At 61.8% G+C, this 23,893-nt stretch carries 22 protein-coding genes; 10 read left to right on the top strand and 12 right to left on the bottom strand.

Annotated elements, in window-relative coordinates; genetic code table 11:
- Positions 1-25: 25 nt before the first annotated feature.
- Both HDC35_RS14360 and HDC35_RS14365 read left to right on the top strand, forming a co-directional pair.
- Positions 26-1,726, top strand: coding sequence for an amidohydrolase (locus HDC35_RS14360; protein WP_184647923.1), 1,701 nt, complete (start codon positions 26-28; stop codon positions 1,724-1,726).
- Complete coding sequence (locus HDC35_RS14365; protein ID WP_184647925.1) at positions 1,713-2,177, top strand: hypothetical protein; 465 nt, start codon at positions 1,713-1,715, stop codon at positions 2,175-2,177. The genes HDC35_RS14360 and HDC35_RS14365 overlap by 14 nt, the downstream gene beginning before the upstream one ends.
- A 119-nt stretch (positions 2,178-2,296) precedes the next feature.
- Here HDC35_RS14365 and HDC35_RS14370 read toward each other — a convergent pair whose 3' ends face one another.
- Entirely contained in the window at positions 2,297-3,793 is a 1,497-nt protein-coding gene (locus tag HDC35_RS14370; RefSeq protein WP_221438264.1) for a CoA-acylating methylmalonate-semialdehyde dehydrogenase, read from the bottom strand.
- Between the two features lie 89 nt (positions 3,794-3,882).
- Here HDC35_RS14370 and HDC35_RS14375 point away from each other — a divergent pair, with 89 nt between their 5' ends.
- Positions 3,883-4,767: a LysR family transcriptional regulator gene (locus HDC35_RS14375; RefSeq protein ID WP_184647927.1), complete on the top strand. Its 885-nt coding sequence runs from the start codon at positions 3,883-3,885 to the stop codon at positions 4,765-4,767.
- 121 nt (positions 4,768-4,888) lie between these two features.
- Here HDC35_RS14375 and HDC35_RS14380 read toward each other — a convergent pair whose 3' ends face one another.
- Positions 4,889-7,612 carry a protein kinase domain-containing protein gene (locus HDC35_RS14380; RefSeq protein ID WP_184647929.1) on the bottom strand — a complete coding sequence of 908 codons (2,724 nt, stop codon included), beginning with the start codon at positions 7,610-7,612 and terminating at the stop codon, positions 4,889-4,891.
- 107 nt (positions 7,613-7,719) lie between these two features.
- On the opposite strand from HDC35_RS14380, the gene HDC35_RS14385 reads away from it, so the two are divergent.
- From HDC35_RS14385 to HDC35_RS14405, 5 genes are read left to right on the top strand one after another with little or no spacing between them, the layout of a single operon-like run.
- Positions 7,720-8,049: a hypothetical protein gene (locus HDC35_RS14385; RefSeq protein ID WP_184647931.1), complete on the top strand. Its 330-nt coding sequence runs from the start codon at positions 7,720-7,722 to the stop codon at positions 8,047-8,049.
- A gap of 47 nt (positions 8,050-8,096) precedes the next feature.
- Positions 8,097-8,750 (top strand): hypothetical protein, encoded by a 654-nt coding sequence (locus HDC35_RS14390; protein ID WP_184647933.1) that lies wholly within the window; start codon positions 8,097-8,099, stop codon positions 8,748-8,750.
- The gene (locus HDC35_RS14395; protein ID WP_184647935.1) at positions 8,740-9,714 is read left to right on the top strand and encodes a hypothetical protein; all 975 of its coding nucleotides are present in this window, start codon (positions 8,740-8,742) and stop codon (positions 9,712-9,714) included. The genes HDC35_RS14390 and HDC35_RS14395 overlap by 11 nt, the downstream gene beginning before the upstream one ends.
- 26 nt (positions 9,715-9,740) lie before the next feature.
- Positions 9,741-10,583 carry a hypothetical protein gene (locus tag HDC35_RS14400; protein ID WP_184647937.1) on the top strand — a complete coding sequence of 281 codons (843 nt, stop codon included), beginning with the start codon at positions 9,741-9,743 and terminating at the stop codon, positions 10,581-10,583.
- Positions 10,584-10,639: 56 nt separating this feature from the next.
- The gene (locus tag HDC35_RS14405) at positions 10,640-11,698 is read left to right on the top strand and encodes a hypothetical protein (RefSeq protein ID WP_184647938.1); all 1,059 of its coding nucleotides are present in this window, start codon (positions 10,640-10,642) and stop codon (positions 11,696-11,698) included.
- A 431-nt stretch (positions 11,699-12,129) separates the two neighbouring features.
- Here HDC35_RS14405 and HDC35_RS14410 read toward each other — a convergent pair whose 3' ends face one another.
- Positions 12,130-13,158 carry a mannose-1-phosphate guanylyltransferase gene (locus tag HDC35_RS14410; protein ID WP_184647940.1) on the bottom strand — a complete coding sequence of 343 codons (1,029 nt, stop codon included), beginning with the start codon at positions 13,156-13,158 and terminating at the stop codon, positions 12,130-12,132.
- 297 nt (positions 13,159-13,455) lie between these two features.
- Here HDC35_RS14410 and HDC35_RS14415 point away from each other — a divergent pair, with 297 nt between their 5' ends.
- Positions 13,456-14,205: an HAD-IIB family hydrolase gene (locus tag HDC35_RS14415; protein WP_184647942.1), complete on the top strand. Its 750-nt coding sequence runs from the start codon at positions 13,456-13,458 to the stop codon at positions 14,203-14,205.
- An 11-nt stretch (positions 14,206-14,216) separates the two neighbouring features.
- On the opposite strand, the gene HDC35_RS19715 is transcribed toward HDC35_RS14415, so the two are convergent.
- The 9 genes from HDC35_RS19715 to HDC35_RS14455 form a co-directional block, all read right to left on the bottom strand.
- A complete protein-coding gene (locus tag HDC35_RS19715; RefSeq protein ID WP_260397742.1) occupies positions 14,217-14,351 on the bottom strand; it encodes a hypothetical protein in 135 nt (44 codons plus the stop codon).
- A gap of 188 nt (positions 14,352-14,539) precedes the next feature.
- Positions 14,540-16,300, bottom strand: a complete 1,761-nt coding sequence (locus HDC35_RS14420; RefSeq protein WP_184647944.1) for an ABC transporter ATP-binding protein — start codon at positions 16,298-16,300, stop codon at positions 14,540-14,542.
- Positions 16,287-17,219 carry an HPr kinase/phosphorylase gene (locus HDC35_RS14425; RefSeq protein ID WP_184647946.1) on the bottom strand — a complete coding sequence of 311 codons (933 nt, stop codon included), beginning with the start codon at positions 17,217-17,219 and terminating at the stop codon, positions 16,287-16,289. The genes HDC35_RS14420 and HDC35_RS14425 overlap by 14 nt, the downstream gene beginning before the upstream one ends.
- A complete protein-coding gene (locus HDC35_RS14430) occupies positions 17,216-19,093 on the bottom strand; it encodes an asparagine synthase-related protein (RefSeq protein WP_184647948.1) in 1,878 nt (625 codons plus the stop codon). Before HDC35_RS14430 ends, HDC35_RS14425 begins: the two co-directional genes overlap by 4 nt.
- A 2-nt stretch (positions 19,094-19,095) precedes the next feature.
- Positions 19,096-19,527, bottom strand: a complete 432-nt coding sequence (locus tag HDC35_RS14435; RefSeq protein ID WP_184647950.1) for a lasso peptide biosynthesis B2 protein — start codon at positions 19,525-19,527, stop codon at positions 19,096-19,098.
- Positions 19,520-19,786, bottom strand: coding sequence for a PqqD family protein (locus HDC35_RS14440; RefSeq protein ID WP_184647952.1), 267 nt, complete (start codon positions 19,784-19,786; stop codon positions 19,520-19,522). Before HDC35_RS14440 ends, HDC35_RS14435 begins: the two co-directional genes overlap by 8 nt.
- A 109-nt stretch (positions 19,787-19,895) precedes the next feature.
- A complete protein-coding gene (locus HDC35_RS14445; RefSeq protein WP_184647954.1) occupies positions 19,896-20,045 on the bottom strand; it encodes a lasso RiPP family leader peptide-containing protein in 150 nt (49 codons plus the stop codon).
- Positions 20,046-20,313: 268 nt separating this feature from the next.
- Positions 20,314-21,453: a nucleotidyltransferase family protein gene (locus tag HDC35_RS14450; protein WP_184647956.1), complete on the bottom strand. Its 1,140-nt coding sequence runs from the start codon at positions 21,451-21,453 to the stop codon at positions 20,314-20,316.
- The gene (locus HDC35_RS14455; RefSeq protein WP_184647958.1) at positions 21,446-22,405 is read right to left on the bottom strand and encodes an endonuclease/exonuclease/phosphatase family protein; all 960 of its coding nucleotides are present in this window, start codon (positions 22,403-22,405) and stop codon (positions 21,446-21,448) included. Before HDC35_RS14455 ends, HDC35_RS14450 begins: the two co-directional genes overlap by 8 nt.
- A gap of 3 nt (positions 22,406-22,408) precedes the next feature.
- On the opposite strand from HDC35_RS14455, the gene HDC35_RS14460 reads away from it, so the two are divergent.
- Entirely contained in the window at positions 22,409-23,854 is a 1,446-nt protein-coding gene (locus tag HDC35_RS14460) for an outer membrane beta-barrel protein (protein WP_184647961.1), read from the top strand.
- The last annotated feature ends 39 nt before the right edge of the window (positions 23,855-23,893 follow it).

Raw genomic sequence — 23,893 nt, forward strand, 5'->3', positions numbered from 1 at the left:
TGCAGCCCCGGAGGAACGATTGACGATGATGACCGCAATACGCCGTTCGGCGGGCGCGATGCTTCTTGCGACGGCGCTCGGGAGCCTGTCGCTGGCAGCGCAATCCCCCGGTGAGCCGCTCTACGCCGACATCATCTTCACGGGCGGCAAAGTCATCACCGTCGACAAGGGGGAGCGTATCGTTGACAGCGTAGCGGTCCGCGGCAACCGGATCGTCGCTGTCGGGCAGGCCGGCGAATGGAAGGGGCCCGCCACGAAGGTCGTCGACCTGAAAGGCCGCACGATGCTTCCGGGCTTCATCGACGCGCATTCGCACATCGCCGGAATGGCGAATGTCGAGGCGCATCATGTCAATGTGCAGGTGCCGCCGCTGGCCGACACAAAGGCCATTATCGCGAAGCTGCGCGAAGCCGCCGCGAAGAAGCCGGCAGGGGCCTGGATCATCGGCCAGGGAACCTATAATCAGGTCTTTCCCACGCGCGCGGAACTCGATGCCGCATTCCCGGACAATCCAGTGCGGCTCGACTGGAGCGCCCATGACAAGATGATCAATCACCGCGCCGCGGTGATCCTTGGAATGGGCCGGGATTTCCCCGACCCGCCGAAGGGGGCGATGGGGCGTTACGAACGGACAGCCGACGGCGAAGTGATGATCATCCGCGACGCACCCGCGCCGTGGCCGAAGGAGGAATTCACCTATCCGGAGATGAAGGAAGCCGTCCGCGGCGTCCTTAACGATTTCTATCTCGAGAAGGGGGTGACCACCGTCTCGGACATGTCGCCGGGCGAGACCTATCGTGCCTATGCCGAGCTTCGGAACGAAGGCCGGCTGCCGACCCGGATCCGGATGAATTATATCGCGCGCGATAATGCTGCCGCGCAGAAGATCCTCGACACCGGCATCTCCACCGGGCTGGGTAACGACTGGCTACAGGTCGGCGCGCTCAAGCTCTTCATCGACGGGGTATGGGGGACAACGGCAGCCACCTACCGGCCTGCATGGAAGGGATCCGGAACGACCTGGGTGCCCGGCAATTATGGCGGCACCAGCTTCGACCAGGCGACGCTCGATACCGTCATCCTCTCGGCTCGCGAGCATGGCTGGCAGGTGCAGACCCACGCCAATGGCGACCGGGCGCAGGATATGGTGATCAGCGCGTTCGAGAAGGCGAACAAGCTCGCGCCGAAGCCCGACAGCCGCGACCGGATCGAACATTTTGCGCATTTCCTCACCCAGGACCCCGAGCGCACCGAGACGCGGCTCAAGCGGATGGTCGACAACGGCATCATTCCGTCGCCGCAGGTGGCGTTCCTGTGGCGCCTGACCGACGTCAATGTGAAGGAACCGGCCGTCAAATTCTTTCCGCTTCGCGAGCTGATCGATCGCGGCATGCACCCGCCGGGAGGCGTCGATACCGTCGGAACGCAGAATTTTGCGACGTCCCCATTATTCTCGATCGAGCGCGCGGTGCGCCGCGACACGAAGTTCGGAACGATCGTCCAGCCCAAGCAGGCGATCACCCCGATGGAGGGCATCAAGATGTTCACCATCTGGTCGGCCGAGGCGAATTTTCTCGAAAAGTCGCTGGGCAGCATCGAGGTTGGCAAGCTCGCCGATTTCGTGATCCTCGAAAAGGATCCCCTCGCCGCCCGCCCGGCCGAGATCGACGAAATCCGCGTTTCGATGACGATCCTCGACGGCAAGGTCGTATATGAACGCAAATAGGACGCTTGCGGCCGCAGTGTCGGCAGCGATGCTCCTCTTCGGCCCTGCGCCGGCGGCGGCGCATGGCGACGGCGATCATGTCGACAGGTCCGACGATCCGCACTGGGCCTTGTTCGAAACGGTCGCGATCTCGCAGGCACCGCCCGACTATCGCTATCATGCGGCGATCCCCGCAAGGATCGAGGCGATAGCCGGGCAGGAGATGACGATCAGCGGCTATGCCGTGTCGCTCGGACAGGAGGCGGTGACCGATCATTTCCTGCTCTCGCGCTATTCGCCGGAATGCCCCTATCACGCGGCATCGCGGCCGAACGAAATGGTCGAGGTCCGCCTCGCGAACCCGGTGCGGCTTCCGCTCGGCCGCGAGATCCGCATCACCGGACGGTTCGGCTTGCAGCAGAATGGCTACGCCGGCCTTTTCTTCCGTTTGGACGGCGGCGCACAAAGCTGAGCCGCGGCAGAGCCGGAAAACTCCGACCGCTGAGACCCATCCCGCAGCCAATGCTCCTCTCCCCTGGCGGGGACGACACCCTGTGGCGTCGCCCCCGTCCTTTCTGTCTTCTGCGGGCCTTAGCGCATCGTGGGAATGACGAAGCTCTGGTCGACGACCGCGCCGCCCGAAGGCCAGCGCTTCGTGATCTTCTTGCCCCGGGTGTAGAAGCGGATGCCGTCCATCCCATATTGGTCGAGGTCGCCGAAGCCCGACCGCTTCCAGCCGCCGAAACTGTGGTAGGCAACTGGCACCGGGATCGGCACGTTGATGCCGACCATGCCGACCTCCACCTGCGATGCGAACCGCTGGGCATAGTCGCCGTTGCGGGTGAAGATGGCGACACCATTCCCATATTGATGGCGCGAGGGATATCCGATCGCCTCTTCCAGCGTCTCCGCGCGCAGGATCTGGAGCACCGGCCCGAATATCTCGTCCTGGTAGGAGCGCATATCGGCGGTAACATGGTCGATAAGGGTCGGGGCGAGATAATAGCCCTCCTCATGGCCCTGCAGTTCGAACCCGCGGCCATCGACGACGATCTCCGCGCCCTCCGCCGCCGCCATCGCGATATAGGCCTCGACGCGCGCCTTATGCTCGGCGCTCACGACAGGCCCGTAATGCGCGTCCGGATTGGTCGCGGTGCCGACCCTCAGCCTGGCAATTTCGGACACCAGTTTCTCCCGAAGAAGCGCAGCAGTGCTTTCCCCGACCGGGGTGACGACGGGAAGCGCCATGCAACGCTCGCCCGCCGATCCATAGGCAGCACCGATGATGTCGGCCACCGCCTGGTCGAGGTCGGCGTCGGGCAGGACGATGCCGTGGTTCTTCGCCCCGCCCATGCATTGCACGCGCTTCCCGGCGGCCGCCCCGCGCCCGTACACATAGTTCGCGATGTCCGACGAACCGACAAAGCTCACAGCCTTGATTTCCGGGTGATCGAGGATCGCATCGACCATCTCCTTGTCGCCATGGACCACATTAAGAATGCCTGCCGGCAATCCCGCCTCGATCGCAAGCTCGGCAAGCCGCACGGGAACGGAAGGGTCGCGTTCCGACGGTTTCAGAATGAAGGCATTGCCGCAGGCAATGGCAGGCGCGAGCATCCAGAGCGGGATCATCGCCGGAAAGTTGAACGGCGTGATGCCCGCCACGACACCGAGTGGCTGGCGCATCGAATAGACGTCGATGCCGGGGCCGGCCCCCTCGCTATATTCGCCTTTCAAAAGGTGCGGGATACCGCAGGCGAATTCGACGACGTCGAGCCCGCGCTGGATATCACCGCGCGAGTCCGCGACGACCTTGCCATGCTCCCTCGACAGGAGGTGGGCTAGCTCGTCCATGTCGCGTTCGATCAATTCCTTGAGCCGGAACATGACGCGGGCGCGGCGCTGCGGGTTGAGCGCCGCCCATGCCGGCTGCGCGGCGCGCGCATCGTCGACGGCGCGCGCGAGCAGATCGGCCCGGCCGAGCGCCACCTCGGCCTGAATCTGGCCGACTGAGGGGTCGTAGACGGGAACGATACGGTCGCCTCCGGTCACAGACCGTCCGCCGATGAAGTGGTTGATGGTGCGCATAATTCCTCCTGATTGAAGGATTTCGCGTTACATCGCCCGGCTTTGCGTTAAAATGCCAACCGATACCAAACAGGTGTGCAGGAAATCATGTGCTGAACTCGGATCAGATAGGCGCCTTCCTTGCCGTTGTACGCGAGGGCAATTGCGTCGCGGCAGCGCGCCGTCTTCGGCTCGATCATTCGACCGTGTCGCGGCGTCTCGCAAGCCTTGAGGCGCAACTTGGGACAAGGCTTTTCGACCGCTCGCCGCGCGGCCTTGCGCCCACGGCGGCGGCAAGCGCCTTTCTCGCGCACGCCGAACGGATCGAACGCGACCTCATCGTGGCGGCAGATGCCGTCTCACAGCGCGACGCGCCCATCGTGGGAACCGTGCGCGTCGCCACACCCGAAATATTCGGGTCCGACTTCCTCGCCCCGCTGATACCCGAACTCTCCCGCCGGCATCCTGAGCTGGTCATCGAACTCGTTCCGGAATCGCGCGCAACGAGCCTCTCGAAGCGCGAAGCGGACATTGCGATCGCCGTACGCCGGCCACTCGACGGCCGGCTCTTCTCGCGAAAGCTCACCGATTATCGGCTCGGACTGTTCGCCGCCCCCTCCTATCTGGAGACCTTCGGTATGCCCGCGTCGATCGGTGCGCTCTCCGATCACCGTTATATCTCATATGTCGACGATCTCGTCGAAGTGCCCGAGCTGCTCGTCCTCGGCGGCATGGACCTGAAAGGCAAGGTCGTCTTCCGCGCGAGCACAAGCTCCGCCCAGATCGCGGCGGCGGCGGCAGGCACCGGTCTCGCCATGCTCCACCACATCGCGGTTCGGGACGACCCGAGGCTCGTGCGCGTCCTGGAGGAGGAGATCGAAGCGAGCCGAAGCTACTGGCTGGTGATCCATGCCGATCTTCGCCAACTTACTCGGGTCCGCGCTGTTGCGGAATTTCTTGCCGAGGTTGTCTCGCGTGAACGCGCCAGATTTTGACGATTTTGGCCGATAGCTGCCGGTCTTCTTTTGGGCGGAAAGTCAGAGAAGCCGCCATTGGCGGCCAAGCGAACGGCTCGTGCTTCGCGGCAAAAGGCCACCCCGATGGTTCAGTCCGCCATCAAATTACCAACGCGCGGCGCAGCACAGCCAGGCGGCTGCGAGTGGTCGCATCTTTTGTGGCATGCAGCGCTTTATCGGCGGCTGTAAATGCGCGCATCGACGTCGGACGATCGCCACGCGCCAACGCGATTTCGGCCAGGGCGAGATCGACCCCCGCGTCGAACTCCGGTCGTCCGGTGAGATCAGCGGCCTTCTGCCGGTCGAGGCCATCGAGCAGCGCGCCTGCCTCGGCATGGCGGCGGTTGGAGATCATGCATTCCGCCGTGTAGAAGCGGATCACATGCGTGAGCGGATAATCCGCGCCGAAGGCTTGCCGCACCGAAGCGAGCGCATCTTGCGCCACGGTGAGGCCACGCCCGCGCTGGGCCGTCTGGCACAGTGCGGCGGCATAGTCGTTCTGCCCGCCGAGCGCTTGATGCGATTGCGGACCTGCCAGCGCCGCCGCGCCTTTCCAGACCCGCTCGGCTTCACGGGCGGCGTCATCGTAGCGGCCGAGCGCAGCAAAACTCTCAAACCGCGTTGAATGCAGCGCCAGCGTAAAGCGGTGATTGTCGCCAAATCGCGCGCGCATTGCCGCCAGCAGCGGATCACTCGCGCGCAGCGCTTCCTCGTCCCGGCCTGACATAGACAGACTGGTCACCCAGTGCTGGCGCGTCACCAGCGTGTCGGGATGATCGGCACCGCGCAGGCGCCGGGATTCCGCCACGATAGCGCGGGCGATGGGTTCGGCGTCCTGTGCGCGGCCAAGACGCATCAGGACGAGAACCAGCGACGACTTCGCCTTGAGAAGCTGGGTGGGCGGCACGCCCGAGCCGTCGGTTTCGCCGATAGCGACAGCGCGGCGAAACGCGCGCTCGGCCAACTCGATATCGGCCATATAGCCATAGGCACCCTCGGCCTGTGCCAGTGCAAAACCAACCCGCCCGCTGTTGCCGAGATTCCCCAAGCGCTGGCGTTCCTGTTCCAACAGGCGTCCGGCTTCTTCAAGACGCTCGGGTTGGCCGGAGGTCGCTTCCATATGGATACGCCCCAGCCGCCCGATGGCGGCATCGTCGCTGCCCGTCTCATTTGCCTGCGCGAACAATTGCCCGGCGCGGACATATTCCGCGCGAGCGGTGTCGAAATCCGATCGCCCGTGAAAGGCCCGTGCCACCGCCAGATGCAATCGCGCCGCGACTTGCGGCGAACCGGCGAACCGCTGATCGATGTTGCGGCTGGCACGCTTGATGGCATCGATTACGGTTTCATCGGCGGCCGAGCGCGCAGGGTCCGGACTGGCCAGCACGTCTTCGGCGATGAAGCTGTAGCCCATGTCTGCCAATTGCTGCGCGGCCACCGCCCGATTTCGCTGCGTCCATGCATAAACGGCGAAGGCCGAGCTGGCGATCAGGCCAAGCACGAGGCTGGCGGCAGCGAAGCGCATCCACGGACGGCGCATGCGCCGACGCTCTTCCAGCCGCTGCTGTTCCGCAAAAAATGCGGCGCGCTCAGCGTCGCTGGCGGCAGCCTGCCGACGTTCATCGAGATGGTGCAGGCGGTGAGCTAGATCGGCGGCGCTGTCGAGTCTGCGCTCGGGCGCGACCTCGGCGGCGTGACGTATGTCGTCGCGCAGCAGGGGATCGGCAACACGATGCTCCCAGCCGGGTCCCAGCGTCGCCATGAAGTCGCCCACAGCGAGCTGATAGAGGATCAGGCCAAGCGCATAGATGTCGCTTTTGACGGTCGGCATAGCATCGCCGGTCAGCTCGGGCGCACGATACGCCAGCGTGCCCGAGCGCGGTTCGTCCTTGCCAAGATCAGCATCGAGCGATCCGGGATCAGTGATGTGGAAACTGTCGAGCACTGTGTCATCGAGCAGGCGTCCGCTGCCAAAATCGGCCAGCCGAATCACCACACCACCATTGCCGTCATCGGCAATGAGGATATTGGCGGGCTTCAAATCTTTGTGCAGCACACCAAGGCCGTGAACGTCAGCGACGTCGCGGCAGATGTCTGCCGCAACGGCCAATCGTTGTTCCAGCGGAATGGATGAAAGTCCGCCCGCATCGTCCGCCCAGCCAATCAGATCGCGCCCGCCATAGGCATATTCGAGGAAATAGGGCGAGGCGTCGAAATTCCATTCCAGCAGCGCGGGCAGCGGCGCGGAGGCCCCGAGCCCCGCGAACACCACGCGCGACAGCGCCGCCTCGCGCTTGAGCGCGCGCAGGCGGTCGGGTGCGTCGGCGAACTTGAAGACGCGTCGCTCGCTCGTCTTGTCGTGGCTGGCCAGCCAGACATCCTCCGCGCCCGTATCGCCGAGCGGCTTTGCCAACCGCCATTGCTTGCGCCCCGGCACGGCGTCGCCAACCGCGAAAGTGAAGCGCGGAGCGAGTGGGGATTCGACGCTTGCGATCTTGACGGTGCAAGTCAGCCGATAGCCGACGCGCGGCACGGTTTCGATGATATTTTCCTGCCGTCCGCCGAGCACCTTTCGCAGCTTGGAGATGGCGGTCGGCAGCGAGCCTTCCACCACATTGAGGCCCGGCCAGACCGCATCGAGGATTTCGTCCTTTGTGACGACCTCGCCTGCGCGCAGCAAAAGCTCGTGAAGCACCTCGAGCGGCTTACCTTCGAGCGCGACAACGTGCCCATCGACGCGTAGCGCCCAGCTCGCTTCGTCGAACTCGGCGCCCGCGAAGGTCCAAAGGCGTCTACGCCGCCGCGATGAAGTGCTGCCCTGCATATCGTTCCCCCGTGACGGTTTTAGAAATTCTTGAGAACGCCATCAAGACTTTGATGCACCGACCTTTCTAGGCTTGCCCCAACCGAACCGATCAAGGGGAATAGCAGATGGCTAAGACAGCAAACCGCGCGGCGATCTCTGCGCTCGCACTGCTCGGCACAGTGTTCGCATTGAGCGCGTGCGGCAGCAAGCAGGCAACCTACGTCCATACCGAAAAGCCGGAATGGCAGCTCCAGTTCGTGTCAGACGACCATGTCAAATATCTTGGCAATCGGGGCGACCTCGAATGGGCCTATACCGCCGTACGCGATTCCGAGGGCCGCATTCTCTCCTTTGAGATGCGCCATCCCAACGTCGGCTCGATGGATTTTCGGCTCAACCAAGGCACCGGGTGCTTCTTCAATCATCGCGAAGGCGTGTTCTGTCCGCAGGGATGAACAATGTCCGGGTGACGAGAGAGAGAGAGAGAGAGAGCGGGGCTCATATGGCGACAGTTGGAAAAATCCGCCGCTTTGCGGAACTCGATGTATTCACGATGACCGGAACGGTGGTCGGCCAGCAAGGCCGCACATCCACCCACCTGTCATCGGAAACCACGACGCATGGCGGTGGCGGGTATCTGCATCAGGGGTCTGGATTTATATCAGCACCGACGACCCGGACCTCGGTGTCGTCATCCTCGACCCACCATCAGCGCCTGTTCGCGCGCAAGGACGACGGCGATGAATTCGACGTGGAGTTTCCCGATGTCCAGTTCGGCATTCGAGAGGGCCACCGCGTGTCCGTTGTCTGCGCCGGCCCCAAAAGGACGGGACGGGGCCATCCCATGGCCTTGGTCAATCACACCACCGGCAATCACCAGATGCTCCCTGCACGCGTGAACTGGATTCTTAGTAACCGCATCAAGCTCTACGCCATTAGCGCCGGCGCGGCTCTCCTTATTCTCGCGGTCATTGCACTCTCGGTTTCGGGCAGTGTTACCGGAGGGATCATGCCTGTCGCGTTTCTGATCGGCGGCGGCGTGGTGGCGTGGGAAGTGTTCCGCTGGCTGACCCTCTACCGACAGGTGCGCCTTGAAGTCGAAAACGTCGCCCAATCGACACTGCAAAAAGAGGAGGATCCGACCCGTGCAGCATAACAAGAGCAGCAACGGCATTGGCCGTTCCACCGCCCTGATCCTCGCCGTCGCGTCCTTGACTGCCTGCGGATCGGAATCCACCGCTGCGTCCAACGCGGCGCAGGGCAACGCCGCTATGAGCGCCGCCGTGTCGGCGCAGCCCACAACCACGCCGCAGGCCGCGCTAGCCGCTATGGCATTACCCATCGAACAAGCCATTTACGGCGATGTCGAACGGGGAAGCTGCGCTCGCGCTAGGAGAGCCTTCTTCTATGACGGGACAAATTACGGTTATGTCTCCCCGGTCGAGCCGGGCTGGAACGACACCGCATATTTTGAGATCAATCGCATCGCTCGCGTGGGTCCGCCAGCACGGGGAAGCGCTTTTTACGACCACTACCGTGGATACACCCTTGTCTGGACTACGGAGAATGCAGAGGCCGAAGAGGATATTCTGGGGATAAAAGCGGAAGGGAATGGCCGGATCAGGAGCATCGCGGTTAGTAGCGGACCCAAAGGGGATATGTTTTCTGAAGAGACATTTCAGAAATGTACCTTCGCGCAGCTTTCACCCCGGATGCAGGCGGCGATCCGCGCCGAACGTCCACAATTGACGGGCGGAACAGCCGCTGCCGACAGCGCTGGCGCGTCGGCGTCCATTCCGACCCCGATTCCGCCCTTCAATATCCGCCCCGGCCACTATGTACCCGTTGGGGCCGCCTGCGGCACGACGAGCGATATGATCTTCTACTACGATGGCCGCCGCGCGGGCTGGATCGACCTGTCGCCCTTCGCGGCAAACCGCATGGAGCCCGTCGCAAGCGCGCGGCGGCGCGGCGCGGACTGGGTCGTGGATACCGTGACGGGTGAAACCCTGCACGTGCAGGCAGCGGACAAGATCAGCGTTGGCGATCCCAATACCGGCGTCGAGACGATGCGGTGGTGTCCAGCCAGCGAGGTGCGCGCCTCGGCACAGGCGCGGTAGGTTAGGGGCAAACAGCCATGTCTTTTATGTCGCACGCCGCGCGCGGCGCCCTTCTCGGTTTTGCGGCGCTGGCCCTGCCGGTATCAGCGCAAAACAGTGCGGGGCCGTCTCTCTCGGTCTTTGGCATTCCCCTCGGCGGGACGGCCGCCGATATCGAACGGATGGCGGTGCAGCGCGGCTTTGGCGGCTTCACCGACCATTGCCAAGCGGCGCGGATCTGCCGCTACCGCGTCAATATCGAGAATCTGCCGGGCACCGAGTTCTTCTCGACCAACTGGGGATTCCGGAGGCTGGCCGACCGCACCGAGGCGTTCAGCTTCGCGTTCACCGCGCCGCCTAATGAACACCGAATCTGGTCGGCGGGTTCGGACCAGAGCTTTGGCGACTGGTTCAATGTCAGTGCATCCGCACCGATCTTGCCCGATGTGCTCGTCGAACTGCGGAAACGCTTTGGTGAGCCCGTGCGTACGCAAGGCCTTGAAGCCCGCAGGGCCAATGCCGGAAATCACGGCCAGCTATGGTGGGCGTGGGACGCAGAGGGCCGCTCTCTCCGCTGGACCCGCGAGACCCATCAAACCTGCTATCTGGCGATGGGCAGGGCCTCGGTCGAGACCGGCCTCACGCTTCACGTCAATTCCAATGCGGCTCCGGTCGATCCGCAGCCCTTCCTGCGCGCGCGGCAGGGGAACTGTGCCTACGCCGTTCGCGCCGACATCGGCCATACACGGGGAATGGTCTATTCGCTCTCCGTCCGCGCGGTGGATTTCAAGGCGGGTCACGACGCGCAGTATCGGACTAACCAGTTGCTGCGCGAGAAGCGCGGCGAGGCGGACAGCGCGCGTTCAAGTCACAACCGGCCGGATTTTTGAACAGACATGGCGCGGCTCGCTGCACAGGCGGCCGACCAGAGAATGGAGTTTTGACCATGGCTTTTGTTCCTTCCAAAACAGGGCTCGCCGCTCTCATCGGCGTCGCAGCCTGCATCGTGACGGCTTGCGGCCCTGAATCGTCCGCGAGTGACCGTGCCAACGCCGCTCCGGCAAGAAGCGGCACGACGGAAGGTTTTGCGCTGGCACAGGCGGCGCAAGCCGCGCCCGCCGTGGCGTCGCAGGCGGCCTTGCCGATCGAGCAAGGTCTCTACATCGCCGGCTATAAAACGCCGGAGGGCTTCTACATGTCCATCGACGATGGTCCCGTCCCTGCAAATGCCTGTGCGGGCGCAACGGACGTATTTTTCTATGACGGGGCAAATGCCGGAGAGGTCGGAATGGACGAGTCAGGCCACTGGACAAACAACGCCGTCAGGATTTCCCGCGTCGGTCCCGCGCGCAAGTCGCTTGTTGCCGAACTCGGCCGCGCGTCGCGCGGCTTCACGCTCGCCTGGGATGCCGAAGGCGAGCGCAAGGGCTTTCCTTCTCTGGCGCTGAAAGCGACAGGTCCGGGACAGTTTATTCATCTCGGCCTGGGGTCATTGGGGGAAAGCAATTACCGGAAATGCAGCTTCACCCAGCTTTCGTCGCGGATGCAGGCGGCCGTGCGCGCCGAGCAGCCACAAATGGCGGGCGCGGCAATCCCGCGGCCCAGCGCAGGCGGGCAGGCGCCGGGCACAGTCACCTCTCTGCCCATCGAGAAGGGGTATTGGGCGGTCGACATGAGCTGCGCGCAGGCGATCCGCGAAGCGGATCCCAACGGCCTCCCCGACGATATACCGTTCACATATCTTGACGAGAAAATCGATTACCTCGGTGAACTTGCGGTCAAGCGCTACGAGGCTTTGGGCGGCAACCGCTATCGCCTGCACGGACGGGCGTCATATGGCAATGGCGATCCAATCGAGGTTCCCTCCAGGACGGATATTATCGTCAACAGTCGCACCAGCTTTACCGCGACATCAAACGACAGCATGGGCAGTTCCACCACCCGATATACCCACTGCCCGATCTCGCAAATACCCCGCGCCATTCGTGAGATATTCGAGGGGTGACAGTCTGTCATCATCAGCAGGCGAACAGATTCTGCGCGCGGCCCAAATGTCCATAAATCTCCATGCCTGATTTTCTGAGCCATGTCGATTGCAATGCCCGGGCACTTTGGCTCCACCAGGACCAGATGATCGGCGCCGATTACCGCCACCACAATACATGTCCCCGCATGGTCGACCACTGGCCGGTAGCGGACATAACGATCACCAGAAATGCGGCGCTTTGCAGCGATCCAAGCGTATGGGCCGGATGTCTGATTTGAGGCGCAAAACTGACGATCTACGACGCTGACACCCAGACTATGATGACGTCTGCCCGCGCGAAACCTCGCGGCAAAATCGGCTCAGAACTGACGGTATCTGGATATCGTCGCGCAGTACTAGAGCGATCAACCACTGTTTTGCCGCACGTATGCTTTCGCGTCACGCCGTTCTCAAATCTTGCGCGCGTCTGCGGCGGCGCGAACCTCCTGCGAGCAATCAAGCGAGATAACGAGAATATCGTCTCCATCGACAACGACAGCGACGTCACTCATTCCCACGATTGACACTCGTCTGCCTCCTGCCCGGATGAGGTTGTTGCTACTCCTGTGGAGAAATACATCGCCCACCGCCGCATTACCCATCGCATCTTTCGCCGCGAGGAGTTGTACCGCATGCCAGCTGCCGAGATCGGACCAGCCCATTGCCACCGGAACGACTGCAACGCGATCATCCTTCTCCATGACCGCATAGTCGATCGAGTCATTGGGCGCATGGCCGAACTCGATCGCATCGGCGTGCAGGGCATCGCGGTCCACCGTGCCGGCCGCAACAGCATCCCGCGCCGCCTCAAAAATCTCAGGGCAGCGGGCCAGCATCGCATCGCGCATTCGTCCAGCACGGAACAGGAAGATTCCGGCATTCCAGCTAAAGCCGCCGGCAGCGAGCATTCGCGTCGCCTCGTCAAGCGGCGGCTTCTCGACGAACCGCTCGACGGCGAAACCACTTTCTCCCAGCATTTTCCCGCTCGCGATATATCCGAAGCCTGTATCGGGCCGATCCGGCGTAATCCCGAAGGTCACGATCCAGTCCTGCAGCGCAAGTTTCGTTCCCCGGTCGATCGCGGCGTGAAAGGCCGGAAAGTCGGTGATGACCTGATCGCTGGGCATCACGAGAAGCAGTGCATCAGGATCGGCCTGCGCCACCGCAAGAGCAATCGCTCCAGCCGTCCCGCGCGGCATCGGCTCCACGATCAACAGCGCGTCCCTGTTGCCCAACTGATCGCGGACAACCGGGACATGCGCACTGCCGCACAGAATCATTGGCGGTGCAAAAGCCGGGCTCGCCGGCGTGCGTTTCACGGTCTGCTGGAAGAGACTTTCCGAACCGGCGAGCGGCAGGAACTGCTTGGCACGGTGACCGCGGGATTCGGGCCAGAGCCGCGTTCCAGCGCCACCACAGAGAATAACCGGTTGAATCATCGGCAGGCTCCGATCCAATCAAAGTTGGCCAGAAAGCACGCCTCTCCCTGCCCGTGAACATAAGGCCAAAACCGACCCGACAGCAACCATTTTGCTGCAGGTGCGAAGAGAAGCTTGATCAGCCAGATTTTAAAGGCAATATCACGGGTGTCCGCGCAGCCGTTCGGCAGCGTGGAAGGCCGAATGCCATGAGTATTAGGGCCGGGAGGATGTCGCGACAGTTTTGCCTGGCGAGAGTGTCGGAAAGGCCGCGGGCTACTTGCCAGCGTGCGCGATCCTCTCGAAGGAGCTTTCCCGATGAAGCAGCTTGTCGCATTCGATCTCGATGGGACTCTCGCCGAAAGCAAGCAGCCCCTCCCCGACTGGATGGCGCAAGCCGTCGCCGACCTTCTGGAGGTGGCCCACGTCGCCGTCATATCGGGAGGCGACTGGCCCCAGTTCGACAAGCAGGTCGCGAGCCGTTTGCCGCCCCGCGCCGACCTCGCGCGGCTGTGGTTAATGCCTACGACGGGAACGAAGCTCTACACGCACCGCGGCGGCATATGGTCCCCGGTCTATGCCGAACTATTCGACGAGGCCCAAAAGCAGGCGATATTTTCCGCCTTTGACGCGTCGCTCGAGGCCACCGGCTTTGTTCCCGAGAGAACATGGGGCGAACGGATCGAAGATCGCGGCAGCCAGATCACATTTTCAGCGCTTGGCCAGCAGGCGCCGATCCATGCCAAGGAAATCTGGGACCCCGATTTCGCGAAACGCAAGATCATCCAGGCCGATCTTCGGACACGCCTTCCGGGGCTGTCGATCAACATGGGCGGCGCGACCTCGATCGACATCACCCGCGAAGGTGTGGACAAGGCCTATGGCCTCAAAAAGCTACGTGATGCGAGCGGCATTTCGCTGGGGGCGATGATGTTCATCGGCGATGCGATCTTCCCGGGCGGGAATGATTATCCGGCGAAAGAACTCGGCCTGGACACGATCCGCGTTCGCGACCCGAGGGAGACGCTGGCGGTGATGGAAACGATTGTCGCCTGCCAGAAATCCTGAGCTCGCGCGAGCTAGACTGCGCTCCAGACCCAATAGACCAGGGCCCACAAAAGGACCGAGACAAGCAGCCCGGCGAGCCAGCCCGACCAGCGGATGGGGTTCGCACCAGCCTTGCGCTGGCCCGCATCGATCGTCGAAGTACGCATGTCTTGCCCCCGGTTGCGGTCCCCGGGGCCAATTGCCGATTCGCTGGTTAAATTGTCGTGAATTCCGCGCGCCAGAGGCAGGGGTTCTGTCCCTTCCCGGGACTCCGGACTGTCGCGCGAACCATCCATGACCCACTTCCTCTCGCATCGTCATCGGCATCTTCTGCCGAGACACCTGCGCGAGCATTCTAGATCGCGATTTTGCCGCCGTCCATTACTTCCCAAGCGAGGGGGCTGGAGGTCGCCCTGCCCTCCTCCAGCGCAATCACATAATCCGCGGCATCGAGTAGTGCCGGGCGATGTGTCACGATAACGATCGTCATTTCGCCGCGTAGCGAACGGATGGCTTCGACCACCCGTGCCTCGCTTGCGGCATCGAGCGCGCTGGTCGCCTCATCGAGGATCAAAAGTCGCGGGCGTCGCAGCAGGGCCCGGGCGATCGCGACGCGCTGCCGCTCGCCGCCCGATAACGCCTGCCCGCGATCTCCAACCGTCGTTTCCAGCCCGGCGGGCTTCGACCGGACGAGCTCGGCCGCGTCGGCGAGCTCGAGCGCCCTCCACAATCGGGCTTCGTCTATATCCTCATCGGCTAGGCGAAGATTGGCGGCGATCGTATCATTGAAAAGAAATGTCTCTTGCGGAACGAGCGCGACGTGGCGCTGCCACTGCGGCATGAGCCCATCATCGAGCACGAGCCCGTCGACCTTGATCACGCCGCTGACTGGCGGCAACAGGCCCGAAATAATGTCGAGCAATGTCGACTTTCCGCTGCCGCTCGGCCCGCTGATTGCCGTTATCGCATGTGCGGGGACAAATGCCGAAACGCGGTCGAGCGTCGGTGCGTCGTCGGACCCATATTGGAAACGGATCTGCGAAAGCTCGATGCCGCGATCGAGCCGCACATCGGTTCCGCCCTCCTCCTGCACGGGTTGCTCGGCGTTTTCGCGGCACGTCTGCAGGAGCTGTACCACCGCGCTCACCGGACCGAGGCTAGCAGCGAGTTCCTGACTGACCGAATGTAGCGCCATGATCCGCGGTGCTAGGCGCATGAACAGAAAGAGCATGGCCAGAAGAACTGGCAGCTCGATCGTCTGGAACGTCAGCGCGAAGAAAATGAAGCTTGCGACTGCCACCGCGGTCAGCGTCTGATAGATGGTCGCGCTCCGCGCGCGCGCCGAGGCGAAGCGAATATTGTGGCGGTAGATCCGAAACAATACATCGTCCATCGCGGCCAGATGCTGGTTTTGTAATCCGAACAGCTTCGCTGTGCGAAGCCCGCCGAGGAAGCCATCGACAAGGCGAAATTCGTCGCGGCGCTGCCTGCCAACGGTCTGTCCATGCTCGAACGAGCGCCGCCTCGCGCGATAGGTGAACGCGAATACGGCGACGCCGATGCTGAGCGCGGCGAGCGTCATCCGCCAGGATATAGCAAGCGACGCGAGCGCGAAGATCACCGTCATCAACGCCGATTGCACAAGCTGTAGCAACTGGTGCGTCGCCATCAGGAGGCGGTCGATATTTGATGTCAGGACCTGGGTGAGATCAGCGGTCCGATAACGCCCAAGGACCTGCCAGCGCGTCAGGGTGACAGCCTTGAATAGCCGGTGCTGAAAATCGGCGACAAAGCCGAACATGACGCGCGCATTGTAGCGCTCCTTGGTTTCGAGAAGGAGTGACCGGATGATGGTGGCGACGACAAAAGCGCCGATAATCAATGGCAAGGTAATCGCCACCGTCCGGTCGATTGTAACGAACGGGACCCGGTCCAGGTGGAGCAGAATTTGGTTCCGACTCGGATCAAGCAGCCGGAGCAGAGGTATCAGCAGCAGGATCGAGACGATCTCGCTAAGGCTGCCGAGTGTCTGTAGAATAGCGGCTTTCGCAAACGCGCCGCGCGTTCCGGTCCACACGAAGCGGATGAAGTCGGCTATACCGTCATGCGAGCGCATGGTCGCGCCTGTCGGCATGGCTAAGGAATGAGGCGAGTTCAGGGAGCCAATCCAGCCCATTGCGGACCGTTAGCCGGCCTACGCTTGCATGACCCGCAAGTCTTGCCGCCTTAGCGAACAAGTCAGCGGACTCACCCTTGTCGATTGCAGCGCGACCAAGCCGGGGAAAGTAGGAAAAACGGATCAGCGCTTGAAACGTGTCGACTGCTTCAAAGGGGCGAAAACTGTTCGCAGCGCTCCGTTCGAGAACATGGATCGTCCCGAGAGGCAAAGGCGAACATGGATTTTCGCGGTTGAGCCGAAATCGTATCTTGCCGCTGGTGAAGGGGCCGTCGGACGGCTCTATCACATGACCGGCGTCGGGACCGAAGCGTGCTTCCATATGCGCGTCGAGCTTCATCGCCTGATAGCCCGCGGCGGCGACGGGTACATCGTCCAAAAGGCGTACGGCGACAACATCGTCGGCGATAAGCGGGTAGCCCGCAGAGACGAGGCTGGCCGCCGTGGTCGATTTTCCAGCCCCTTTGTCGCCGAGGAATACGGCGGCCTGCCCGTCCAGCTCAACAGCGCTGCCATGAAGGACCATATAACCGAGCCGATGCATCAGAATTGCGATTACCGGCCCGAGCAGCGGCAGGGCGAGAAGCCGTGGATCGAACGCCGGGTCAAGGTCGACCGCAATTTCGCGCCCACCCGCGCGCACCAGAAAGGAGCCGACGTTGCGGAATCGTAGCAGGTCGCCTTCGGGCAGGATGGCGAAATGCCGAAATCCATCGAATGGCTGTGAATGGCGCGACAGATCGGCCACAACGATGTCGAGGCCGGGTGCGGCTGCCAGACATTCGTCGGCTTCCTCCAGCCGGAATGCCGACCGCACGACCAGATCATAGAGCCGATAATAATAGGGACCTGCCGTCATGCCGCTTTCTCAAGATAGGAAGCGTCCTCCGGCGGATCCTCTGTCGCCAGCCAGCGCGAGAGCATGACTGCTCGCCAAAGGCGCATGAGGGCCACGCCATCGAGCTCACCGGTCGTTCGCAGGTCCGACCAGTCGGCTCGAAGCTCGGCAAGATTGCAATACGGCAAAATGAGGTCGGGCCGCCTCAATATCGCTTCGTCGATGACGTCGCGGTCGAAGCGCAACAGCGACTGACGCAAATGGGTCGCGAAATCATGCTTGTCGGTGCGAAGCCTCACCTTCTCCGGCAAGACGCCCTGCATGGCATTGCGAAGCACCGAGCGCGGGCGCCCATCCTGCCATTTCTCCTGCGCTTCGACCGTCACGCAAAAGCGAACCACGTCCAGATCTAGAAACGGCATCCTGAGTTCGACGCCGGCACATGCGGCCTCAATGTCTATCACCTCGAGTGCATGGGCGAAAATAGGAGAGGCGAGCTTCTTCAGATGGGCAGCCTGCTCGATCGGCCGGTCGCGGCCATCGGGTGCCGTGATGAGCGGGTCGCGCTGCAAGGGCGCGCCGCGCACGAGAAAGCTCGCGGGGTAGTCGAGGATTTTGCCCACGCTGCGGCGAATGCCCCGGCGCCAGATCAGGCGCCGGAAGTGCGGCCACGGCGCGCCCGTGACATGACGCACCGCCTGCAATTCGCGCCACAACTTCCGCCACTGACCAGAAGCGGCCAGTTCGCCGAACAGGCCGCCGCCGTGTGAGATAACCTCATCGCCGCCGTGACCGTGAAGGATCACGCGGCCAGGAAAACCGGCGGCGATTTGCTTCAGAAAATAGCGGAATATCCCGCCATTAGGCCCTGCAGGAGGCTGGTCCTGTTCGCCAAGGATCGCGTCGGCATGCGCCAGACCCGAGACACCGCTGCAATCTATGGTCGCGTGCCCGATCGCGTATTGATCGACCACCGCCGCAATGAAATCGCGTTCATCCTCGACGTCCGGGTCGGAGAATATGAGCGAGAATGCCTGCACCGGGGGGTCGGCGTCCGCCCGGCTGGAAGCCAGAGCGCTGACGATGGAAGAAGAGTCGAGCCCGCCGCTCAAAAGCGAACCGATCGCCGAGTTTCCGCGAAGACGGCGACGGATGGCTTCGAGAAACAGTTTGCGAAATTCACCGCCGACATCGTCTCTCGGGACCGGTGCATCTGCGTCCAGGCGCCAATAGCAAACCGTCGTGAACGCGCCGCGCGTGGCGATCGCATAATGGCCGGGCAGCAGCCGATAGATATCCTCAAAAAAGGTTCTGTCGCGGTCAGCCTCCGGAAATTCACCTTGGACGAAAGCCGCCATGGCGGCCTCGCGTCGGTTCGCAGAAAGGTCGGGTCGCATCGCCAGCAGCCCCTTTATCTCGGATGCGAACAACAATGCATCGTCTACGATGCGATAGAAGAGCGGTTTTACGCCGATATGATCGCGGGCCAGATAGAGCTGTTGCTTGAGAGGATCCCAGATCGCGAACGCAAAATCGCCAAGCAAATGTTCAGCCAGCCCGTCACCGAGCGTTCGATAGGCCGCGAGAAGTAAACGCGTATCTGACAGATTTTCAAAGGCCGGCGCGTGAAGGCCGCCAGCATCGCGAAGGCTCGTGCGCAGCTGGTCACCATTATCGAGACGGCCGTCGAACGCGATGACATAACCATCGTCGTCGAGCGCAAACCCGTTGCACCCCGTGTCGAGCAGCCCGTGCCCGACAAGAACATGTTCGTCATGATAGCAGGACATTCCGTCGCGGCATCGATGTGCCATCGCGTCGAGGGCGCCTTCGAGCATAGCGACATTATGATTGTGATCGCCGTTCGCAGGGACGATGCCGCAGATGCCGCTCATCGCTATTCAATCTTCATGAGGGGTTGAAAGCTGGCGACATTCTCGCTGTCGCCTCCCAAGACAATCTTGCCATCGCTGATCAGCCAGGCATGGGCGCCAAAACTATTACCGTTTAGGCGAACGCCGACTTTGATCTGCGAGCCATACCCGCGCAGCCCGAGGAGAATTTTCGCGGCCAATGCCTGCACCAGGCAAGTCGGGTTGGGCACAAGCGCCGACGCCGTCCGAATGGACGTGGCAACGCGCAGCGCCAGTGCGCTGGTCGGGACCGGTTGGTTCGGCTGGAACGATACGCGACGGATCATTCGATTATAGCCTATCAGCGAGAGGGAGAGCCTCACAAACCACAATATTATCAGCGACGACACGAGCAGCCACTTGTCCCGCCAAATAACCGAGAGGCGCCGGTTCTTGCCCGGTCGCTCGCTAAGCATCGGTCGACACAATCAGACCAGCAGACGAAAGCTTGTCCAGCAGTGCGGTAACATCCGTTTGGGCAACTGACGGGGTAACATCATAATTTTTCGTTACCGCGGCGCAAATCTCGTCGGCGCTCGCGCCTGCCCGAAGATTGTCCCACACGAACGGTCCGATACCCGACAGGCAATAATAGATATTCCCATGCGTATCGAGCAGCGCGGTCATCCCGTCGAGATCGCTGAAAACCGCGGATGGGCTGGCTATCCATTTCACGTCATCATCCTCCTGATGGTTGCGACCCCGATCAGGAAATGGAGGGCGGGCGACCCACCGCCCCCCACTATTTCGGAATCCCGAGAAGGTCCCTCTTTTCCTGAACGGATCAGGAGAAGGTGAGATCGCTAAACGGGGTACCCGAGGGAAAATCGGCGTCCAGATTGGACCCCGAGCTACCGCCGAGCGTCACGTCCTCGAAAGAACCGACTTCGACGAGTTCCGGCTTCGTGTAAGCCGATTTCGGAAGTGTATGCATGGATACCCTCCATCAGTAGACGGGCAGAAGTGCCCGCCCATCGAAAATTTTCATGATTCCTTAACCAAGTCAATATGTTGCGGCGCACAAATTTGTGCAGCTGCTAACTAAACAAATAAACAAATCTAATGACTTATCCGCCTGAACATGGCCGATTTTCCATTTTGCGGCCGATCAACTTAACAAGCGCCGTCCCATTTTCGAGCGTCGGCAAATAGACGGACGGCGAAAGAAATTTAGCTATTTGTATATGGAAATTCGCGCTTGGCTAATGTCGCAGGCCCGAGTCGAAACCGGCTTTCCTCCGGATCCAGCTGCCCATACGGTCAAGGAAACCCGAGGGACCGGATGCCGCATCCCCGTCGCGTGACCTGTCAGCGAGGTCATAACGAAATTCCGCAATCCAATATGCGGGGCGGATCGAGATGAGGTAATGACTTATATTCTTGATCGTAGTGCCGAATTTGGTCTGTTCGAGCTCCTGAGCGCCGCCTCCCGCCATCGCGTTGAGCGACGACCTCACGAGCATTTCCGTACGGCTATAACCACGCGCCATCGGCCTGGTGGGGGACGAAAACAGCTTGTCGCCGAGACGATCAGCAACACGTATCGGTACCCGCCGCGCCCTGCCACGCGTTGCTGCTGGTCTGATCAATTCATAGTCGATAAGCCATTTCAGGCGCGACCAGCTGTGCAACAGGCCGTGAAGCGCGAGATAGGACCGGAGTGCCTCGCCAGTCAGCGACAACACCTGATGCTGACCGAACAAATCCAATGGCTCGATCTCGCCCAGGTCCACCTCAGCGCAAAGCGGTTCGTTATCGAACAGACGATAATGGACCTCGACGATCGTTCGGCGCGACCGATGGATATAGACCCAATCCTTGTGCAAACGGCGCCAGCGCTCAGTCTGGGATAGGTCGAGTGCCGGATGGGGTTCCACCCGCAAATAATCCATTTCGCCGAGAAGGCGGTCGCACGTCGCAAGTTCCGCGGGCTTGATCAGCAGGTCGATGTCATGATTGGTGCGCCACCCGATCTTGTCGAAGCACAGCTGCGAAAGAGCCAGCCCCTTGAGAAGAATGGGGGTCACACCATGGCCTGCGAAGCGTTCGGAAATGCGCCTGAGTTCGGCAAGCGCCGCCAGTTCAGCAAAGGCCGAATCGCGTATCGTTTTATCCATTCGCGCCTGCAAGTCAGCATCGACCGGTATCGCAGTGCCCGCCATCCACCCGAGTGCCCGAAGCCGATTGGCAAAGAATGGCATGACCCGATGGCGTTCAGCATATTCGAGAAGCGTCGGCCAGCCGCAAAAGTCTGAACCAAGCTGTTCTGCCAACGCATCGCTCGTCGGTGGCGCCCGCGGATTGACGACGGCCGCCAGCGCAAGAAAGGCGTGGTTATCCACCACATCCCCCTGTTCGTGCGGTCATCACCAGCGGATGATGATCCGACCAGATTTCCGGTCCGCGAGTCAGGTCAACCAAGCCGAGACATCCCCTGCCGTAGATATTATCGATCGGCAGGAGCGCGGCCGGTCCACCGGTCGGCCAGGTGGGAACAGCACGGCTCATCAGGCGAACGCCCATGTCAACCGCGAGCCGGTTCATCGAGAAGCTCCATGGAACATTGTTGAAGTCGCCGATCACGATCTGGCTAGCGCTCGGTTCGGCAGCGAGGGCGGCAAGCTCGCGCAATCGCAATGCCTGGGATCCCATGGGCCACGGCCGCGGCATGTGCGCCGCCGTGATCGCAATCTCTTCGCCTCCTCGACTGAAGCGCGCGGTCAATGCAGAAATAGCCTTGCGATTTTCGGCATCGCCGCGCGCGTGGGGCATAACGGCGAGTGCCGGAGTTCGGGACAATATCAGTGTTGAACAATTTCCGTCGCCGCGGCAGTCATATTGATAGGGATATTGCTTCTTCAGCAAACGCGAAACCGAACCGGCCCGGTCGCGCGCTTCAAGCAGAACGACAAAATCGGGCGATTGCGTTTCTATCCATCGAGCGACTTCGCGCTGCTCGGGATTATCCTTGTTGATGTTGAAACTGACCAGGCGAAGGCTTTCCCCTGTGGCGGCGACAGAATCGACTCCGTTCCATAGCGGGCGGAAGATCAGGAGGGCAAAGATGATGTATCCGGCGGCGAGGAGCGCCGACATTGCGGCTCGTCCTCGGCGATCCGCTCGCCAGTCGATCAATAGCCTGAGAAGAAGATAGGCGAGCGCAACTATGGTCCAGACCGGCGCGGCGATATTGATGCTGTCGAGCATCTCTATGTCCGCGCCGAGAAATGCCAAGCCCAATAGAAGGGCGAGGATCACCAGGCCGGCGTAGCCGGGCGCCTTTTGTCGAGACATGCGGTGAGGCCCGCGCCTCCTCCTCATTTTCTGCACCGCACAATGATGCTTCAGTTTTTTGTGCATTGCAACATTTCTGTATTCGGTTACGATCATGGTGTCTGTTTTTCGGAGGCATTGCGGGTGCATATGCGGACCGGTTCAAGAGAGACTATCGCCGGAGACAAGTGCGTTGCCTGGAGGGAGCGCGTCGATCGTCGCCGACTGGTCGCGGCCCTTGTGGCTGCCCTCAGCCTTTCGGGCGGCATCCAGCCGGCTTGCGGGCAAACCCTCGATAGCGAACCAAGCGACGTTGCAGGTAACCGGCCCCAGCCCGGCTATGATCCCGTCGGCATCCGTGCAGGCAAATTGATGATCCGGCCAAGCCTGACCATCTCCCCGGATTTTTCTTCGAATGTCTTCACCACTGCCGACGACCCGAGATCCGACGCCAGCGTTTCGATCGTCCCCACCATCACGGCGGCGCTCACCGAGCCCGGCGCAAATTTTTCCCTTTATGGCGAAGCGAGGATCCGGCGATACGCGACCTACTCCACGCAGGACGATGAGCAGTTCCGAATCGACGCCGGGGGATCGACCGAACTACCGTCGGGTTTTTTCCTGAGCGCCGGAGTCGGTTGGGCTGATACGACCGCGGCGCGCGGCACCGTCGCGAACGACCTGTCGATCGGCGATCCCCTAAAAATGCGCGAACTGCGTTCGCGCATTTCTCTCCGTAGGAGCTTCAACCGCCTTTACGCCTCGATCGGGCTTTCTGCCGCCCGATCGACTTACGAGGATATCGACCTCGACGATGGCTCCGTCATCGACCAGAGCTTCCGGAACGGCCATCGCTCGGGCGGCACAGTGACACTCGGATATGAGGTGAGCCCTTTGCTCGCGCTCGAAACGCGCGCGACCTATGACGTGTATCGCTACAGCGACGTGCGGCCGCTATTCATTCGCGATGCCGAGGCCTATTCGATCGGCATTGGACTTCGCTACCAGATCACTCAGCTTTTCACAGCCGAGTTCAACGCCGGCCTTCGTCAGCACAAATTCGACAATCCCCTGTTCGCGACCATCAAGGGCGTCGCCTTGTTTGGCCGGCTTCGCTGGTACCCGACACCATTGATCAGCGTGCGCGCCGACCTCGCGCAATCGACGTCGACCAGCACGCTCGACCAGGTGAGCGCAGTGACGGTCACCGATTTCACCCTTGGCGCCGACTATGAGTTCCGGCGAAACGTCCTCGTCACCGCCGAGACGGCACTGGCATTCGAGGACTATGGCCAGATCGGACTCCAGGCGAAGCGGCTTTCGTTTACCAGCCGGGTGGAATGGAAGGTCAACCGTTGGCTTCGGGCCGGAGGCTACGCAACGCTTAACAGCCGCTTCGGCTCGGGCTCCGGCCCGATCCGCGACTATTCCTCGGTGCAGACAGGAGTCCGCACGACGCTCGCCCTCTAGTCGCCATCAAGCTCGCCAGAAAAAGACAAGCGAAAGGCA

Source organism: Sphingopyxis sp. JAI128 (assembly GCF_014207235.1).
Taxonomy (GTDB): Bacteria; Pseudomonadota; Alphaproteobacteria; order Sphingomonadales; family Sphingomonadaceae; genus Sphingopyxis.

Coding starts and splice junctions, on each gene's coding strand:
- HDC35_RS14360 (WP_184647923.1), top strand. CDS start 26: ATGATGACCGCAATACGCCGTTCGGCGGGCGCGATGCTTCTTGCGACG.
- HDC35_RS14365 (WP_184647925.1), top strand. CDS start 1,713: ATGAACGCAAATAGGACGCTTGCGGCCGCAGTGTCGGCAGCGATGCTC.
- HDC35_RS14370 (WP_221438264.1), bottom strand. CDS start 3,793: ATGCGCACCATCAACCACTTCATCGGCGGACGGTCTGTGACCGGAGGC.
- HDC35_RS14380 (WP_184647929.1), bottom strand. CDS start 7,612: ATGCAGGGCAGCACTTCATCGCGGCGGCGTAGACGCCTTTGGACCTTC.
- HDC35_RS14385 (WP_184647931.1), top strand. CDS start 7,720: ATGGCTAAGACAGCAAACCGCGCGGCGATCTCTGCGCTCGCACTGCTC.
- HDC35_RS14390 (WP_184647933.1), top strand. CDS start 8,097: ATGGCGACAGTTGGAAAAATCCGCCGCTTTGCGGAACTCGATGTATTC.
- HDC35_RS14400 (WP_184647937.1), top strand. CDS start 9,741: ATGTCGCACGCCGCGCGCGGCGCCCTTCTCGGTTTTGCGGCGCTGGCC.
- HDC35_RS14405 (WP_184647938.1), top strand. CDS start 10,640: ATGGCTTTTGTTCCTTCCAAAACAGGGCTCGCCGCTCTCATCGGCGTC.
- HDC35_RS14410 (WP_184647940.1), bottom strand. CDS start 13,158: ATGATTCAACCGGTTATTCTCTGTGGTGGCGCTGGAACGCGGCTCTGG.
- HDC35_RS14415 (WP_184647942.1), top strand. CDS start 13,456: ATGAAGCAGCTTGTCGCATTCGATCTCGATGGGACTCTCGCCGAAAGC.
- HDC35_RS19715 (WP_260397742.1), bottom strand. CDS start 14,351: ATGCGTACTTCGACGATCGATGCGGGCCAGCGCAAGGCTGGTGCGAAC.
- HDC35_RS14420 (WP_184647944.1), bottom strand. CDS start 16,300: ATGCGCTCGCATGACGGTATAGCCGACTTCATCCGCTTCGTGTGGACC.
- HDC35_RS14425 (WP_184647946.1), bottom strand. CDS start 17,219: ATGACGGCAGGTCCCTATTATTATCGGCTCTATGATCTGGTCGTGCGG.
- HDC35_RS14430 (WP_184647948.1), bottom strand. CDS start 19,093: ATGAGCGGCATCTGCGGCATCGTCCCTGCGAACGGCGATCACAATCAT.
- HDC35_RS14435 (WP_184647950.1), bottom strand. CDS start 19,527: ATGCTTAGCGAGCGACCGGGCAAGAACCGGCGCCTCTCGGTTATTTGG.
- HDC35_RS14445 (WP_184647954.1), bottom strand. CDS start 20,045: ATGCATACACTTCCGAAATCGGCTTACACGAAGCCGGAACTCGTCGAA.
- HDC35_RS14455 (WP_184647958.1), bottom strand. CDS start 22,405: ATGTCTCGACAAAAGGCGCCCGGCTACGCCGGCCTGGTGATCCTCGCC.